The sequence below is a fragment of the Paraburkholderia sp. J8-2 genome (assembly GCF_905220195.1).
In the GTDB taxonomy this organism is placed as follows: domain Bacteria; phylum Pseudomonadota; class Gammaproteobacteria; order Burkholderiales; family Burkholderiaceae; genus Paraburkholderia.
Map to the genome: position 1 here is coordinate 174,738 of NZ_CAJMZA010000009.1, position 15,191 is coordinate 189,928.

13 protein-coding genes are annotated in these 15,191 nt (G+C 65.3%); 4 read left to right on the top strand and 9 right to left on the bottom strand.

All coding sequences use genetic code 11. The features are described 5' to 3' along the window. Positions 1-14 precede the first annotated feature (14 nt). Entirely contained in the window at positions 15-2,255 is a 2,241-nt protein-coding gene (uvrC, locus tag U5A52_RS21310; protein WP_321936098.1) for an excinuclease ABC subunit UvrC, read from the bottom strand. Positions 2,256-2,467: 212 nt separating this feature from the next. Between uvrC and earP the strand changes: the two genes are divergently transcribed. The 4 genes from earP to U5A52_RS21330 all read left to right on the top strand — a co-directional run bounded on the left by earP (position 2,468) and on the right by U5A52_RS21330 (position 6,628). After that, entirely contained in the window at positions 2,468-3,652 is a 1,185-nt protein-coding gene (earP, locus tag U5A52_RS21315; protein WP_321936099.1) for an elongation factor P maturation arginine rhamnosyltransferase EarP, read from the top strand. A 181-nt stretch (positions 3,653-3,833) separates the two neighbouring features. After that, positions 3,834-4,391 (top strand): elongation factor P, encoded by a 558-nt coding sequence (gene efp / locus U5A52_RS21320; RefSeq protein ID WP_321912514.1) that lies wholly within the window; start codon positions 3,834-3,836, stop codon positions 4,389-4,391. 312 nt (positions 4,392-4,703) lie between these two features. Further along, a complete protein-coding gene (locus U5A52_RS21325; protein WP_028206671.1) occupies positions 4,704-4,913 on the top strand; it encodes a CsbD family protein in 210 nt (69 codons plus the stop codon). A gap of 329 nt (positions 4,914-5,242) precedes the next feature. Then, the gene (locus U5A52_RS21330; RefSeq protein WP_321936100.1) at positions 5,243-6,628 is read left to right on the top strand and encodes a sigma-54 dependent transcriptional regulator; all 1,386 of its coding nucleotides are present in this window, start codon (positions 5,243-5,245) and stop codon (positions 6,626-6,628) included. 101 nt (positions 6,629-6,729) lie between these two features. Here the strand turns inward: U5A52_RS21330 and nagZ are convergent, their stop codons facing one another. The 8 genes from nagZ to lepA form a co-directional block, all read right to left on the bottom strand. Further along, positions 6,730-7,770 (bottom strand): beta-N-acetylhexosaminidase, encoded by a 1,041-nt coding sequence (nagZ, locus tag U5A52_RS21335; RefSeq protein WP_321936101.1) that lies wholly within the window; start codon positions 7,768-7,770, stop codon positions 6,730-6,732. A 54-nt stretch (positions 7,771-7,824) separates the two neighbouring features. Continuing rightward, positions 7,825-8,235: a holo-ACP synthase gene (gene acpS, locus U5A52_RS21340; protein ID WP_321912519.1), complete on the bottom strand. Its 411-nt coding sequence runs from the start codon at positions 8,233-8,235 to the stop codon at positions 7,825-7,827. 53 nt (positions 8,236-8,288) lie between these two features. Beyond that, positions 8,289-9,053, bottom strand: a complete 765-nt coding sequence (gene pdxJ / locus U5A52_RS21345; protein ID WP_321912520.1) for a pyridoxine 5'-phosphate synthase — start codon at positions 9,051-9,053, stop codon at positions 8,289-8,291. Then, the gene (gene recO / locus U5A52_RS21350) at positions 9,050-10,054 is read right to left on the bottom strand and encodes a DNA repair protein RecO (RefSeq protein ID WP_321912522.1); all 1,005 of its coding nucleotides are present in this window, start codon (positions 10,052-10,054) and stop codon (positions 9,050-9,052) included. Before recO ends, pdxJ begins: the two co-directional genes overlap by 4 nt. An 18-nt stretch (positions 10,055-10,072) precedes the next feature. Continuing rightward, positions 10,073-10,978 carry a GTPase Era gene (gene era, locus U5A52_RS21355; RefSeq protein ID WP_321912524.1) on the bottom strand — a complete coding sequence of 302 codons (906 nt, stop codon included), beginning with the start codon at positions 10,976-10,978 and terminating at the stop codon, positions 10,073-10,075. A 54-nt stretch (positions 10,979-11,032) separates the two neighbouring features. Continuing rightward, positions 11,033-12,202, bottom strand: a complete 1,170-nt coding sequence (gene rnc, locus U5A52_RS21360) for a ribonuclease III (protein WP_321936102.1) — start codon at positions 12,200-12,202, stop codon at positions 11,033-11,035. A gap of 221 nt (positions 12,203-12,423) precedes the next feature. After that, positions 12,424-13,320: a signal peptidase I gene (gene lepB, locus U5A52_RS21365; RefSeq protein WP_321936103.1), complete on the bottom strand. Its 897-nt coding sequence runs from the start codon at positions 13,318-13,320 to the stop codon at positions 12,424-12,426. Positions 13,321-13,353: 33 nt separating this feature from the next. After that, positions 13,354-15,147, bottom strand: a complete 1,794-nt coding sequence (gene lepA / locus U5A52_RS21370) for a translation elongation factor 4 (protein WP_321912529.1) — start codon at positions 15,145-15,147, stop codon at positions 13,354-13,356. Between the last annotated feature and the right edge of the window lie 44 nt (positions 15,148-15,191).

Genomic DNA, 15,191 nt, shown 5'->3' on the forward strand with positions numbered 1-15,191 from the left:
GCAAGGCCGCCGCATCAGTGAAGCTGCTGGTAGATCTGCTCGGCGAGCGCGTGTGAGATGCCCTCCACGCTCGCCAGATCCTCCACACTGGCCGCCATCACGCCGCGCAGGCCGCCAAAGCGCGCGAGCAGGCGCTGACGGCGCTTCGCCCCCACGCCTTCCAGTTCTTCGAGACGCGAAGTCTGGCGCGTTTTGCCGCGCTTCGCGCGCATGCCCGTGATGGCGAAGCGGTGCGCCTCGTCGCGAATCTGCGCGACGAGCATGAGTGCCGCGCTCTCCTTGCCGAGTTCGAGCGGCGCACGGCCGTCGGCGAACACGAGCGTTTCGAGACCGACCTTGCGCCCCTCGCCCTTCGCCACGCCCACCAGCATCGCCGGATCGAGACCCAGTTCAGTGAACACCTGGCGCGCGATCTCGACCTGCCCCTTGCCGCCGTCGATCAGCACGATGTTGGGCAGCATGCTACCGGGCGGCGGGGCTTCGACTGCCTCGCTGGCTTCCGCGGCTTCGGACGCTGCATTCGGGTCGGCGGGATCGGGGGCCGGCACGGGCGGCGGCGCCTCTTCGGTTTCGGCGCGCGCCGCTTGCGCGACCATCTTCTCGTAGCGGCGCGTGAGCACCTGACGCATGGCGGCATAATCGTCGCCGGGCGTGATGCCGGTGATGTTGTAGCGGCGATATTCGGCCGACTGCATCTTGTGATGGTGATAGACCACGCACGACGCCTGCGTCGCCTCGCCCATCGTGTGGCTGATGTCGAAGCACTCGATGCGCAAATGCGCGAGGTCGTCGAGTTCGAGCCCGAGCAGTTGCGCGAGCGTGCGCGTGCGAGCCTGCTGGGAACCCTGCTCGGAGAGCAGGCGCGCGAGCGCGAGCCGCGCGTTCTGTTCGGCCATGGCGAGCCACGCGCGCTTCTGACCTTGCGGCTGACGCAGCAGCGTCACCTTGTGCCCGGCCTGTTCGCTCAGCACATCGACAAGCTCGCGGTTTGCGGGCGGATGGCTCACGACCAGCACGGGCGGCACGCGGTTGCCGAAGTAGTGCTGCGCAATGAAGGCGTCGAGCACTTCGGATTCAACGCCGATCTCGCGCTTCGTGCGCGTGCCCGCTTGCGACTCGATCGCGGGCGCGGTGGCGGTATCGGATTCGGCATCGCCTGCATCGTCGCTCGCGTCGTCTTCATCCTCTGCGAGGTCGGCCGCGATGGCGAGCGGATCGGCTTCGAGCGCCGCATCGTCTCGAGCGTCGGCCTCTTGCGCTTCTTCGACGTAATCCTCCACCGTCTTGCGCGCAAGCGAGGGCAGCGACTTCAGCGCGCTCGCCGCAACCACGGTGTCGCTGTCGATTTCCTCGGCAACGCCGCCCTCTTCGTCGGTCAGCGCGCGCTCCACATGCGTCGGGAAATACGCCTTGTCGCCCAGATGCCGGCCGCCGCGCACCATCGCGAGATTCACGCACACGCGCCCGCCCAGCGCCACCACGGCAAGAATGTCGACGTCGCTCTCGCTGCCCGTTTCGATGGCCTGCTGATGCAGCACGGTCGAAAGCGAACTCATCTGGTTGCGCACGGATGCCGCCTGCTCGAACTTCAGCTCCGAGGCAAACGCATGCATCTTCGTCTCCAGTTCCTTCATCACCTCGTTCTGACGGCCCAGCAGAAAGCGCGATGCGTTGTTCACATCGCGCGCGTAATCCTCTTCGCTGATCGCCCCCACGCAAGGCGCCGTGCAGCGGCCGATCTGATGCAGCAGGCACGGCCGCGTGCGGTTGTTGAACACCGAGTCTTCGCAGGTGCGCAACTGGAACACGCGCTGCAGGATCTGGATACTCTCGCGCACGGCCGAGGCGCTCGGAAACGGCCCGAAGTACTGGTTGTTGCGATCGACCGCGCCGCGGTAGTACGCCATGCGCGGGAACTTGTGCCCGGTGATCTTGAGAAACGGATACGACTTGTCGTCGCGAAACAGGATGTTGTAGCGCGGCGTGAGTGCCTTGATGAGATTGTTTTCGAGCAGCAGCGCCTCGGCCTCGGAACGCGTGACCGTGGTCTCGATGCGCGCGATACGCGTGACCATCATCGCGATGCGCGGCGAAAGCTGCGTCTTGGTGAAGTAGCTCGACACGCGCTTTTTCAGGTCGCGCGCCTTGCCGACGTAGAGGACCGCGCCTTGCGCGTCGTAGTAGCGATATACGCCCGGCAGATGCGGCAGCTGCGCGAGCGCCTTTTTCGGGTCGAAAACGTCGGTGTCGGTCATCCAGTTTCGGGGACGGGCGGTGCGTCGAGAGAGGTGAGACGTTGCACAGCGCGCCGCCGTCGCGACGCGTTCATGGCTGTGTCCTAGAATCGCAAGTTTAGATCATTCCATGCCGCACGGAACCCGTGCCGAACTTGCCAGCCGGGCGTTCTACGCCCGCCTGAGGCATGGCAGTCATGTTTGCGCCGCGTCGCGCGCCACCCAAGCTACCCATGACAGAAGCCCACACTCCCGCCGCCGCTAGCGATAGCGCCATCGCCTGCGACCTCTTTTGCGCCGTCATCGACAATTTCGGCGACATCGGCGTGTGCTGGCGGCTTGCGCGCCAGCTCGCGCATGAGCACGGCTGGCAGGTACGCCTGTTCGTCGACGACTTGCACGCGTTCCAGAAGCTCTGCCCCGCGCTAGACGCGAGCCGCGCCACGCAATCGGTCGAGGGCGTGCTCGTCGAACACTGGCACGAGCCCGAGCATGCGGGCGAGACGCTGCAGATCGCCGATGTCGTGATCGAAGCGTTTGCGTGCGAGCTGCCGCCCGTGTACGTCGCGGCGATGGCCGAACGCGAGCGCAAACCCGTCTGGCTCAACCTCGAATATCTGAGCGCAGAAGACTGGGTGGCCGATTTCCACCTGCGGCCCTCGCCGCACCCGCGCTACGCGCTCGCCAAGCACTTCTTCTTTCCTGGTCTCGGGCCCGGCACGGGGGGCGTACTGAAGGAGCGCACGCTCGACGCCGCGCGCGCGGACTTCGAGCGCTCGCAAGACGCCCGCGCCGCGTGGTGGCAGCGCGCCACGGGCGGCGCGCCTCCGGGGCCGGAAGCCACCGTGATCTCGCTTTTCGCCTACGAGAATCCAGCCGTCGATCACCTGCTGGAGCAATGGCGCGACGGGGCAAAGCCAGTGGTTCTGCTTGTGCCCGAGGGCCGCATCTCCGGCGCGCTCGCGCGCTTTTTCGGCGAGCCGGCGTTCGGCGCGGGCGCTCAGGCCACGCGCGGCGCGCTGCACGCGCACGCGCTGGCGTTCACCGAGCAGCGCGGTTACGACTCACTGCTCTGGGCGAGCGACTTGAACTTCGTGCGCGGCGAAGATTCGTTCGTGCGCGCGCAATGGGCCGCGCGACCGTTTGTCTGGCACATCTATCCGCAAGCCGACGATGCTCATCTGCCAAAACTCGACGCAGCGCTCGCGCACTACGGCCGCACGCTGCCGCAGGCGCCGCGCGCCGCGCTCGAACGCTTCTGGCATGCGTGGAATGGCCGCGGCACGCCGGACTGGGCCGAGTTCGCGCAGCATCTGCCCGTCTACGCGGCGCGCGCGAACGCCTGGGCCGCCGAACTCGGGCAGGTCGGCGATCTCGCCGGAAATCTCGCCGAATTCGCAAAAACTCAGTTAAAATAAGCGGTTATCCGACGGCAGCCGTCTCAAGCGCTTCGAGTTTCGCGCCCCACATCGCACATACGCGAATGAGGGTCGCAGCAGTTGCAACCGCAGCACCCGCAACACCAACCGAATCCGCTTGCGACGTTTGCCGTCGAGCACACTCGAAGCTACTTCAATCTGGACAGGACAGTTTTTTATTATGAAGACCGCACAGGAACTCCGCGTCGGCAACGTCGTGATGATCGGTAACGACGCGATGGTCGTGCAAAAGGCCGAATACAACAAGTCGGGCCGCAACGCCGCCGTCGTGAAGATGAAATTCAAGAACCTGCTGACCGGCGCCGGCATGGAAACCGTGTACAAGGCAGACGACAAGTTCGACGTCGTCGTGCTGGATCGCAAGGAAGTGACGTACTCGTACTTCGCCGACCCGATGTACGTGTTCATGGACGCCGACTACAACCAGTTCGAAGTCGAAGGCGAGATGATGGGCGACGCCCTCAACTACCTCGAAGACGGCATGGGCTGCGAAGTCGTGTTCTACAACGAGAAGGCCATCTCGGTCGAACTGCCGACCGTGCTCGTGCGCGAAATCATTTACACGGAACCGGCTGTCAAGGGCGACACGTCGTCGGGCAAGGTCCTGAAGACCGCCAAGCTGAACACCGGGTTCGAACTGCAAGTGCCGCTCTTCTGCAACATCGGCGACAAAATCGAAATCGACACGCGTACGAACGAGTACCGCAGCCGCGCTTAAATGTAACTGCGGGTAACCGCGGCATACTGCAGCGCAAGAACGCCTGCCCCGCCCGCCTTGGCGGGCAAGGCGGCAAGCGTCGTGAAAGCGCCCCTCGGGGCGCTTTTTCTTTTTTTGCTGAACGTGTATGTTTGAGACTGCCACGGAAAACCTTACCGGTTATGCGCAACGGATTGCGTACTTGCCGCCTGCCGCAAGCAGGTGGCAAGCAAGCGCAGCGCGCGCCGGTCAGATTGACTCCCGCGGCACGGTTTCTGCTGTGAGGTGAGAGAGCATGCGTTCCACACTCTTTCCCTTTATCAGGAGAAGCAAATGAATAACGACATTGCTGAAGGCAAGTGGAAGCAGTTGATCGGCAAGGCCAAAGCGGCATGGGGCGAGTTGACGGACGACGAACTCGCGAAAGCCGAAGGCCGTGCGGACCGACTCGCCGGGCTCATCCAGGAACGTTACGGCAAGACGCGTGACGAGGCAGAACTGGAAGTGCGCCGCTGGTTCGACGCACACCGGCCGCGCGACTAAGGCCGCGTCCGCGGCACGGCCGGTACGGTCGCCGCCCACTTGCAGGCAAACAGGGGGTTGCACGCACGCCCAGGCGCCACGCGCTTCGGCCTTGTGCTGCTGCCCGGCCGCCACGCTGCCGGGCATAGCCGTCGCGCCCCCGCTCTGGCGCAGCACAACTGGGAGGACCGGAACTGAACACCCTGCTACGAGACATCTCCGTGATCTCGGTGAAATCTTTCGCATCGTGCCGCGCTTGCCCGCGCCGCGCGGCTGTCTGCCGGGGCGCGCGCGCTACCCAGCGTGCGCAGCGCCGGCGCGAATGCGCTCATCCGTAAGCCGCTACCGCCATGCCACATGCCCTGATTGTCGAAGACGATCCCAATAGCCTGTCAGGTCTGTCAGCGATCCTGTCGGCCGACGGGTTCTCCGTCGACACTGCTGCCACGCTCGCGCAAGCGCGCGCCGCCCTTGCCCGCTTCATTCCCGATGTCGTACTCGTCGACCTGAACCTGCCCGACGGCGGCGGGCTCGAACTGCTTCCGTACTTGCCCGCGCAGCCGCCGGGCGGCGCGCTGCCCGTGATCGTCATGACCGGCAACGCCACGGTCGAAAGCGCGATCGAAGGCCTGCGCCACGGTATCTGGGACTATTTGCTCAAGCCCGTCAACATTCCGCGCCTGCGCAGCCTGCTCGCACGCATTCCGCGTCCCTACGAGCTGACCGAAGAAGTGCGCACGCTGCGCGCCGCGCTGCGCCAGATGGGCCACTTCGGGCCCATGCTCGGACGCAGCAGCGCGATCCAGCATGTCTACGACACGCTCGAACAGCTCGCGCCCACCGAATCGGCGCTGCTCGTGCACGGCGAAGCCGGCACGGGCAAGGAAGTCGCCGCGCGCACGCTGCATCAGTTGAGCCGCCGCCGCAAAGGGCCGTTCGTCGTGTGCGACGCGCACTCGCTCGTGGCAGAAGCGGCCGCCGGACGTCCGCTCGCGAGCGTGCTGTTCGGCCATGAACGCGGCGCGTTCACAGGCGCGGAACAGCGCGAGCCAGGCCTCGTCGATCAGGCGAGCGGCGGCACGCTCTTTATCGACGAGCTGACCGACCTTACGCGCGAGCAGCAGGAAACGCTGCTGCGCGCGCTCGATTCGCAAACTTTCATGCGCGTGGGCGGCAGCAGCGAGGTGGGCACCGATTTCCGCCTGATTGCCGCCACCCGCGCGGTGCCGCGTGACGCCGTCCAGCAAGGCGCGCTGCACAACGATCTGTGGATGCGTCTCGACGCAGCGGCGATCCCGCTCCCGCCGTTGCGCGAGCGCGACGACGACGCCGCCCTGCTCGCGCTCGCGTGCGTCGACGAGCTCAATCAGGACGCCCAGTCGCACGGTCTGGCCGGCGCGACGCGGCTCGTCGCGCCATCGTTCATCCGCGAGTGCCTAGCCTATGACTGGCCCGGAAACGTGCGCGAGCTGCACGAACGCGTGAGGCGCGCGTGGCACGCCTCGGGCGAGGTGCTGGAAACCTTGCAGGCCGAGGAAAGCAGCGGCGCGGGGCCGCGCGACATGAACGGCGGCCGCGTGCAGGTGACCGTGGGCACGCCGCTCGCCGACGTGGAAGAGATGCTGATCCGCGCGACGCTCGACGCCGTAGGCGGTACGCGGCACCGCGCCGCGTCGTTGCTCGGCATCAGCCCCAAGACGCTCTACAACAAGCTGCAGCGTATGCGGCTGAACTGAGCCCACGAAGCCAAACGCTCCCGGCGCCCGGCATGTAAAAAGGCGGCCCTTCGTTTCCGGAGGACCGCCTTTTTCGTTTTGCCGGCGCGGCAATCAGGGCGTCAAGGCAGCACGCTGCGTAGCAATGCCTGCGCCTCGATGTACCCTGGGTCGGCCACCAGCTTGTCCCAGCGCAGCGCCTTGCCGCGCGCGCGCATGCGCTTGATGCGCAGGTCCGACGCCTTGGCGGCGCGGCGCGGCTCGGTGGTGCGCAACGCGTCGAGCACCTTTTCGGCCTCGTGCGGCTGGTTGCAGATCAGCACCATGTCGCAGCCCGCTTCGAGCGCGGCGCGCGCGCCTTCGGTCAGCGTGCCGCCCTGGCGCGCGGCCTCCATCGAGAGATCGTCGCTGAAGATCGCGCCGGTGAAGCGCAGCCGCTTGCGCAGAATCTCCTCGACCCAGATGCGCGAGAAGCCCGCGGGCTTCGAATCGACCTTCGGATAGATCACGTGCCCCGGCATCACCGCCGTGAGCGAGAGGCCGAGCCAGTCGTAAGGCAGCGCATCTTCGCCGAGGATCGCCTCGAGCGGACGCTCATCGACGGGCACCGCGACGTGCGAGTCCGCCGTCGCGAAGCCATGACCCGGAAAATGCTTGCCGCAATTGGCCATGCCCGCAAGCGACAGTCCGTGGTTGAGACTCTTGGCGAGCAACGTGACGACGCGCGGGTCGCGATGGAACGCGCGGTCCCCCACCACCTTCGACTGCCCATAGCCGAGATCGAGCACAGGCGTAAACGACAGATCGATTCCGCACGCGCGCAGCTCGCCCGCGAGGATATAGCCCACGGCCGTCGCGACCTTGGTCGCGAGCAGCACGTCCTTGTCCCACAGCGCGCCAAGGCGCCCCATGGCGGGCAGCACCGTGAAGCCGTCGGTGCGAAAACGCTGCACGCGGCCGCCTTCGTGATCGACGGCGATCAGCAAGTCTTCGCGCACCGCGCGAATGGCGTCGGTCAGCGCGACGAGCTGCGCGCGGTTCTCGTAGTGGCGCGCGAACAGGATCACGCCGCCGGTCATCGGGTGCGCGAGGCGGCGCACGTCGTCGTCGTTCAGCGTGGTGCCCACCACGTCGAGCATTACCGGCCCGGGATTATTCTTCATCGATGAGTTTTGCTGAGTTGTGCGTAGATGCCGCGCGACGCACGGCAATGGATATCAGCCGTTGACTGCGGCGTTCACTTCGGCGATCACGAACGACACCGCGTAGTCGTGCTCGTCGGTGATACTCACGCGCGCCGTGATGCCGCGTTCGTCGAGCCACCGCGCGAGTTCGCCCGAGGCGACGATCACGGGCCGGCCGCCGGGCTCGTTGAGGGTCTGCATGGCGCGCCAGGTCATCGGCATGCGCATGCCGAGACCAATCGCTTTCGAGAACGCTTCTTTCGCGGAAAACCGCGTACACAGGTACGCGAGGCCTCGCACTTCCGAGCGCGCCTTGCGCGCCTCGTACACGGCGAGTTCATCCGGGCCGAGCACGCGCGGCGCGAAGCGCCCGTTGGTGCGCTCCATGACCGCCGCCACGCGGCTCACCTGAATGATGTCGGTGCCGATACCGTAGATCGCCATGAGACTCCCGTCGAGATAGATCGATTGCGTGAGCGCGAAGCGCGGGGCTGCAATCAGCCGCGCGTGCCGAGGCGCGCCGCGACCATGATCGCCTTCATTTCGCGCACGGCGTTCTCCCAGCCCGCGAAGATTGCGTGCGCAACGATCGCGTGGCCGATATTCAGCTCGACGATGCCGTCGATGGCCGCGATCTGCTGCACGTTCGTGTAATGCAGGCCGTGGCCGGCGTTCACCTTCAGTCCGAGACTGTTGCCGCAGTTCACGCCCGTCACCACGCGCTCGAATTCGCGCTCCTGCTCGCCGGCGTCGTGCGCTTCGGCGTAGCGGCCCGTGTGCAGCTCGATCACGGGCGCGCCCGTTTCGTGCGCAGCGCGGATCTGCGTTTCGTCCGGGTCGATGAAAAGCGACACGCGGCAGCCCGCATCCGCAAGCTGACGGCAGGCGGCGGCAACAGCGTCAAAGTTGCCTGCGACGTCGAGGCCGCCTTCGGTCGTCAGTTCCGCGCGCTTTTCGGGCACGAGGCAGACGTCGTGCGGCTTGATCTCGCACGCGATGTCGAGCATCTCGGCCGTCACCGCGCATTCGAGATTCATGCGCGTTTTCAGTTGCGGGCGCAGCGCACGCACGTCGGCGTCGACGATATGGCGGCGATCCTCGCGCAGATGCAGCGTGATCGCATCGGCGCCCGCCTCTTCGGCGAGCAACGCTGCGCGGATCGGGTCGGGGTAAGCGGTGCCGCGCGCGTTGCGCAGCGTGGCGACGTGGTCGATGTTCACGCCGAGGTCGATCACGTTGGGCGAAGTGAGAAAGAAGCTCATAGGTTCTGCAAGTCGATCAGAATCTGGCGCGTCGCGAGCGGCGTGCCGCCAAGGTAAGTGTTCAGCAGGAAACGCATGAGCGCCTTGCTCTGCGCAACCGTCTGGGGTCGATGGTAATCGTCCTCTTCCATGTCGAGCAACGTCTGGCCCGAAAGCAGGGGCCATTGCGCGGGCCATTCGTCCGATGCGTCGCGCACGCCGCGCTCCGGATCGAATACGTAGCGGCCTTCAGCCACCACGGCCTTGCGGTTCACGGTGCGGTTGAGCGCGAGCGCGTAGCCCGCCTCGCGCAACAGCACGCGCTCGAACGAGCGCAACACCTGCACGGGCGGCTCGTCGTGCGCGAGGCGCGTAAGCGTGACGACGTAGTGGCGAAAGAGTTCGGGATGCGGGTCTTCGCGCGCGATGAACTTCACGAGCAGTTCGTTCACGTAGAAGCCGCACAGAAGCGCGTCGCCCGTCAGCGGCAACATGCCGCCGACCCATTCGGCGCCCGTGAGCGTGCGCACCTCGCCCTTGCCGGTCCACGAAAGCGCGAGGGGCTGGAACGTTTGCAACACGCCGCGCAACGCCGAGTGCGGACGCTTCGCGCCCTTCGCGACGAGCGCCACGCGGCCGTGATCGCGCGAAAGCACGTCGATGATCAGGCTCGTCTCGCGGTACGGATAGCTGTGCAGCACGAAAGCCGGCTGCTCGGCGATGCGGTAATCGGGGGTCGTGCTGCGTGAAGCGCGCGGCAGTTGCGAGCGCGCAGTGGTCTTGCGGGCGGGCCGCGGTTCGGCGCGGCCTTCGAGCGTGGCGTCGGCGCCTTCGGTCATCGCGTTGCGCGTGGCGGCGCCTTTCGATGCCTTCGTGCTGCGCGCAAGCGCCGTGCCTTTTGCGGGCGAGCGCCGCGTGCCGCGGGATTCGGACGCTTCGCCCGGTGCGAATGCCTCGTCGGCCTGCGCCTCGTCGTGCGCGGGCCAGTCGTCGTGCAGGGTTCCGGCTGCGCCGTCACTCATACGCGGTGCCCGTCGTGCTTACTCGTAACCGTAGGCGCGCAGCCCGGCATCGTTGTCGGCCCAGCCGCTCTTCACCTTCACGAAGGTTTCGAGATAGACGGGACCGTCGAAGAGCTTTTCCATGTCGAGGCGCGCATCAGTGCTGATCTGCTTGAGCTTCGCGCCCTTCTGGCCGATCACCATCGCCTTCTGCGTGTCGCGCTCGACGAGAATCGTTGCGAAAACGCGGCGCAGGCGCCCTTCCTGCTCGAACTTGTCGATCAGCACCGTGCTCGTGTACGGCAGTTCGTCGCCGGTCCAGCGGAACACTTTCTCGCGCAGGATTTCGGCGGCGAGGAAACGCTCGCTGCGGTCGGTGAGATCGTCTTCGCCGTAGATCGGCTCGCCTTCGGGCAGATACGGCTTGAGAGTCACGAGCAGGCGCTTGATGTCGTCGGGATTCATGGCCGAGAGCGGCACGATCTCGCGGAACTCGCGCAGCCCTTGCACCTGCTGGATGAACGGATACAGCGTGGCCTTGTCGCTCACGCGGTCGATCTTGTTGGCGATCAGGATCGTAGGCGCATTCGGCGGAATCAGGTCGAGCACCTTCTGATCGTCGGGGCCGAACTTGCCGGCCTCGATCACGAACAGCACGGCATCGACCGAGCTGAGCGTGGAAGTCACCGCGCGGTTGAGCGAACGGTTGAGCGCCGTGCTGTGGCGCGTCTGGAAGCCCGGCGTATCGACGAAGATGTACTGCGCGTCGTCGATCGTGTTGATGCCGGTAATGCGATGGCGCGTGGTCTGCGCCTTGCGCGACGTGATGCTGATCTTCTGGCCGACCAGCGCGTTCATCAGCGTCGATTTGCCAACGTTCGGACGGCCGACGATCGCGACCATGCCGCAACGAAAACCGGCAGGAGTGGAAGTGGGAGCGTTCATGATCGGACCGGAATAGAAAAACGGGAGACGCGCGCGCGGCGCGCCTCGGTGGAATCAGTGGCCGGCATCGGCCGCGCGCACGGGAATAGCCGTACTGGCTTCGGCATGCGTCTCGGCATTGGTGCTGGTGCCGCCGGACGTCGCGGTTTGCGCGCGCTCGACGGTGCGCAGCGCCGATTCGGCCTTCACGGGGGGCGAACGGTGGCCAATGGCGCCGGCGCTCGGTACGGCATCGAAGCCCGCCGCTTTATCGGCTGGCTTGTCGCTCGCTGACTTGTCGCCCGCTGGCTTGTCGCCCGATTTCTCCGCACCGCGTTCGGCTTTCTCCGCCGGGCGCTCCTGCACGTGCGCGGCCCGGATCACCGCGAGCGGCGCGCCTTCGGCCGCCGCGGTTTGCACCGGACGCTCGCTGCGCGCCGAGGCGCGCTCACGGCGCTCCGGCGAGCGCAGATCGAGCGCGCCCTGCACGCCCGTCACGCCCGGGACGACCTCGGGCTCCGGCTTGGGCGCTCGCGCGCCCTTCGAGCGGCGCGGCTTCGCAACCAGCGCCGGCGCCGCGGCCATGACCTCGTCGAGCGCCTTCTTCGCCGCGGCCTGCTCCGCCGCGCGACGGCTCGCGCCCGAGCCCGACACCTTCACGTCGAGCTTCGGCACCGTGCATTCGACTTCGAACTGCTGATTGTGCGCCGCACCATGCGTCGCGACGACCGTGTAGGTCGGCAACGCGATCTTGTGGCCTTGCAGGTACTCCTGCAGCAGCGTCTTGGAATCCTTGCCGAGCGTGCGCGGATCGATGTGATCGAGGATCGGCACGTAGAGGCGCTTGATGACCGTCTGCGCGGCGTCGAAGCCGCCGTCAAGGAAGATCGCGCCGAAGATCGCTTCCAGCGCGTCCGCAAGGATCGACGGGCGGCGGAAGCCGCCGCTGCGAAGCTCGCCTTCGCCGAGACGCAGGCCGTCGGCAATATTGAGGGCCTGAGCGATCTCGTAGAGCGACTGCTGCTTGACCAGATTCGCGCGCACGCGCGAAAGGTCGCCCTCGTCCAGCTTGCCAAAACGTTGGAACAATAGGGCAGCCACCGCGCAATTCAGAACCGAATCACCGAGGAATTCGAGGCGTTCGTTATGCGTGGCACTGTGACTGCGGTGGGTTAAAGCCTGGCGCAGCAATTCCGCATTGCGAAATTCGTAGCGCAAACGGCTTTCCAACGGAGATTGGGGCATGGGGAGAGTATAACGCGCCCGCCGCCCCCGGCGAAAACAGGGGGCGGCGGGCGAAAAACCGTGATGAAGCGACGTTACCGAGGATTCTTCAAGTAGCGCGCGAAGATGCGATGCGAGTTATGCGAGCAAGACTCGTGTTCGCGCATGCGCTTTTTGTTGCGGCTTCTTTGGCTTCTTCGCGCAGCGTGATCAACGTGCATCGCACGTCGATCAAACACACATTACTCGAACGAACCGATGCGACGCAGGTTGCTGAAGTTCATCCAGATGAAGAACGCGCGGCCCACGATGTTCGCATCGGGCACGAAGCCCCAGTAGCGGCTGTCCGCGCTGTTGTCGCGGTTGTCGCCCATCATGAAGTAGTTGCCCGGCGGCACCTTGCAGATCACGCCGCGCGCGTTGTACTGGCAGTTGTCGCGATACGGGTAGTCCTCAGCGCCCACGATGAACGGCGGCACCGCGGGGTTGTTGAGGATGTTGTTCTTGCGGCCGTTGCCGAGGTCTTCCGTGAACTGCTTCGCGTAGCCAATGCGCTCTTCGTCGAAGAAGTCGCCTTGCGGCACTTCCGGCACCGGCTTGCCGTTGATCGTGAGCTGCTTGTCCTGATAGGACACCACGTCGCCCGGCAGGCCGATCACGCGCTTGATGTAGTCGACCGACTCGTCTTTCGGATAGCGGAAGACGACCACGTCGCCGCGCTCGAGCGGCCGGCCCTGCGTGACCTTCGTGTTCGTGATCGGCAGGCGGATGCCGTAGTCGAACTTGTTCACGAGGATGAAGTCACCCACGAGCAGCGTCGGCACCATCGAACCCGACGGAATCTTGAACGGCTCCACGACGAACGAGCGGACGAGGAACACGATCAGGATGACGGGAAAGAAGCTCGCCGTGTACTCGAGCCACCACGGCTGGCGCAGCTTTTCGTTGCGCAGGTTCTGACGCGTGGCAGGCGCGTTTTCATCGGCAAAACGCTCGCCGATACGCTCCTGTTGACGGTCGAACTCCGCGACCGCCGCATCGGCGGCGAGGCGCCGACGCGGCATGAACACCAGTTTGTCTGCAACCCACGCAACGCCCGTCAAGAGAACGAGCACAAAAAGTATCAGCGCAAAATTCATGTAGAGATCCGTTGTCCGGCTTATTCGCGTTACTTATTTATCTTCGACACGAAGGATGGCGAGGAAGGCCTCTTGCGGAATCTCGACAGAGCCGACCTGCTTCATCCGCTTCTTGCCTTCCTTCTGCTTTTCGAGCAGCTTCTTCTTACGCGTGATGTCGCCGCCGTAGCACTTGGCCAGCACGTTCTTGCGCAGCGCCTTGATGTTCTCGCGCGCGATGATGTGCGCGCCGATCGCGGCCTGGATGGCCACGTCGTACATCTGGCGCGGAATGATCTCGCGCATCTTCGCCGCCACTTCGCGCCCGCGGTACTGCGACTGCGTGCGGTGCACGATGACGGACAGCGCATCGACCTTGTCGCCGTTGATCAGCATGTCGACCTTCACGACGTCCGAGCTGCGGTATTCCTTGAACTCGTAGTCCATCGACGCATAGCCGCGCGACACCGATTTCAGACGGTCGAAGAAGTCGAGCACGATCTCCGCCATCGGAATTTCGTACGTGAGCTGCACCTGGCGGCCGTGGTACTGCATGTTGATCTGGTTGCCGCGCTTCTGCGTACAGAGCGTGATGACCGAACCCACATAGTCCTGCGGCATGTACAGGTTGACCGTGACGATCGGCTCGCGGATCTCACCGATCTTCGAGGGCTCCGGCATCTTCGCCGGGTTCTCGACCTTGATCAGGGTGCCGTCCGCCTGCACGACTTCGTACACCACGGTTGGTGCCGTGGTGATGAGGTCCATGTCGAACTCGCGTTCGAGACGCTCCTGCACGATTTCCATGTGCAAGAGACCGAGGAAGCCGCAGCGGAAGCCGAAGCCGAGCGCCTGCGAAACTTCCGGCTCGTATTGCAGCGAAGCGTCGTTGAGCTTGAGCTTTTCGAGCGATTCGCGCAGCGCGTCGTACTGGTTCGCCTCGACCGGATAGAGACCCGCGAACACCTGCGGCTTCACTTCCTTGAAGCCTGGCAGCGGCTCGGACGCCGGCTTCGTGGCGAGCGTAACGGTGTCACCCACCTTCGTCGCGGCGAGTTCCTTGATGCCCGCGATGATGAAGCCCACCTGCCCCGCCGACAGCGAATCGAGGTTGCGCGACTTCGGCGAGAACACGCCGACGTGCTCGACCGGATACTGCGCGCCGGTGGCCATCAGCTTGATCTTGTCCTTCGGACGCAGCGTGCCGTTGACGATACGCACGAGCATCACCACGCCCACGTAGTTGTCAAACCACGAGTCGATGATGAGCGCCTGCAGCGGTGCTTCCGGATCGCCCTTGGGCGGCGGAACCTTGGCAATGAGCGCTTCGAGCACATCTTCCACGCCGAGGCCGGTCTTCGCGCTGCAGCGCGTGGCGTCGGTCGCGTCGATGCCGATCACGTCCTCGATTTCTTCGATGGCGTTTTCGGGGTTGGCGGCGGGCAGGTCAATCTTGTTGAGCACCGGCACGACTTCCACGCCGAGTTCGATCGCGGTGTAGCAGTTCGCCACCGTCTGCGCCTCGACGCCCTGGCTCGCGTCCACCACGAGCAGCGCGCCCTCGCACGCGGAGAGCGAGCGGCTCACCTCGTACGAGAAGTCGACGTGCCCGGGCGTGTCGATCAGGTTCAGGTTGTAGACCTTGCCGTCGCGCGCCTTGTACGAGAGCGCGGCGGTCTGCGCCTTGATGGTGATGCCGCGCTCGCGCTCGAGATCCATCGAGTCGAGCACCTGCGATTCCATTTCGCGGTCGGACAAGCCGCCGCACAGCTGGATGATGCGATCGGCGAGCGTCGACTTGCCATGGTCGATGTGCGCAATGATCGAGAAGTTACGAATATGATCCATTCAGTGCCGATCAAGCGAAAAAGGCGCGCCCCAACGATTGCGTG

What these genes read in the sequence shown, in the direction of transcription:
- uvrC (WP_321936098.1), bottom strand. Translation starts at nt 2,255, where the DNA reads ATGACCGACACCGACGTTTTCGACCCGAAAAAGGCGCTCGCGCAGCTG.
- earP (WP_321936099.1), top strand. Translation starts at nt 2,468, where the DNA reads ATGACAGAAGCCCACACTCCCGCCGCCGCTAGCGATAGCGCCATCGCC.
- efp (WP_321912514.1), top strand. Translation starts at nt 3,834, where the DNA reads ATGAAGACCGCACAGGAACTCCGCGTCGGCAACGTCGTGATGATCGGT.
- U5A52_RS21325 (WP_028206671.1), top strand. Translation starts at nt 4,704, where the DNA reads ATGAATAACGACATTGCTGAAGGCAAGTGGAAGCAGTTGATCGGCAAG.
- U5A52_RS21330 (WP_321936100.1), top strand. Translation starts at nt 5,243, where the DNA reads ATGCCACATGCCCTGATTGTCGAAGACGATCCCAATAGCCTGTCAGGT.
- nagZ (WP_321936101.1), bottom strand. Translation starts at nt 7,770, where the DNA reads ATGAAGAATAATCCCGGGCCGGTAATGCTCGACGTGGTGGGCACCACG.
- acpS (WP_321912519.1), bottom strand. Translation starts at nt 8,235, where the DNA reads ATGGCGATCTACGGTATCGGCACCGACATCATTCAGGTGAGCCGCGTG.
- pdxJ (WP_321912520.1), bottom strand. Translation starts at nt 9,053, where the DNA reads ATGAGCTTCTTTCTCACTTCGCCCAACGTGATCGACCTCGGCGTGAAC.
- recO (WP_321912522.1), bottom strand. Translation starts at nt 10,054, where the DNA reads ATGAGTGACGGCGCAGCCGGAACCCTGCACGACGACTGGCCCGCGCAC.
- era (WP_321912524.1), bottom strand. Translation starts at nt 10,978, where the DNA reads ATGAACGCTCCCACTTCCACTCCTGCCGGTTTTCGTTGCGGCATGGTC.
- rnc (WP_321936102.1), bottom strand. Translation starts at nt 12,202, where the DNA reads ATGCCCCAATCTCCGTTGGAAAGCCGTTTGCGCTACGAATTTCGCAAT.
- lepB (WP_321936103.1), bottom strand. Translation starts at nt 13,320, where the DNA reads ATGAATTTTGCGCTGATACTTTTTGTGCTCGTTCTCTTGACGGGCGTT.
- lepA (WP_321912529.1), bottom strand. Translation starts at nt 15,147, where the DNA reads ATGGATCATATTCGTAACTTCTCGATCATTGCGCACATCGACCATGGC.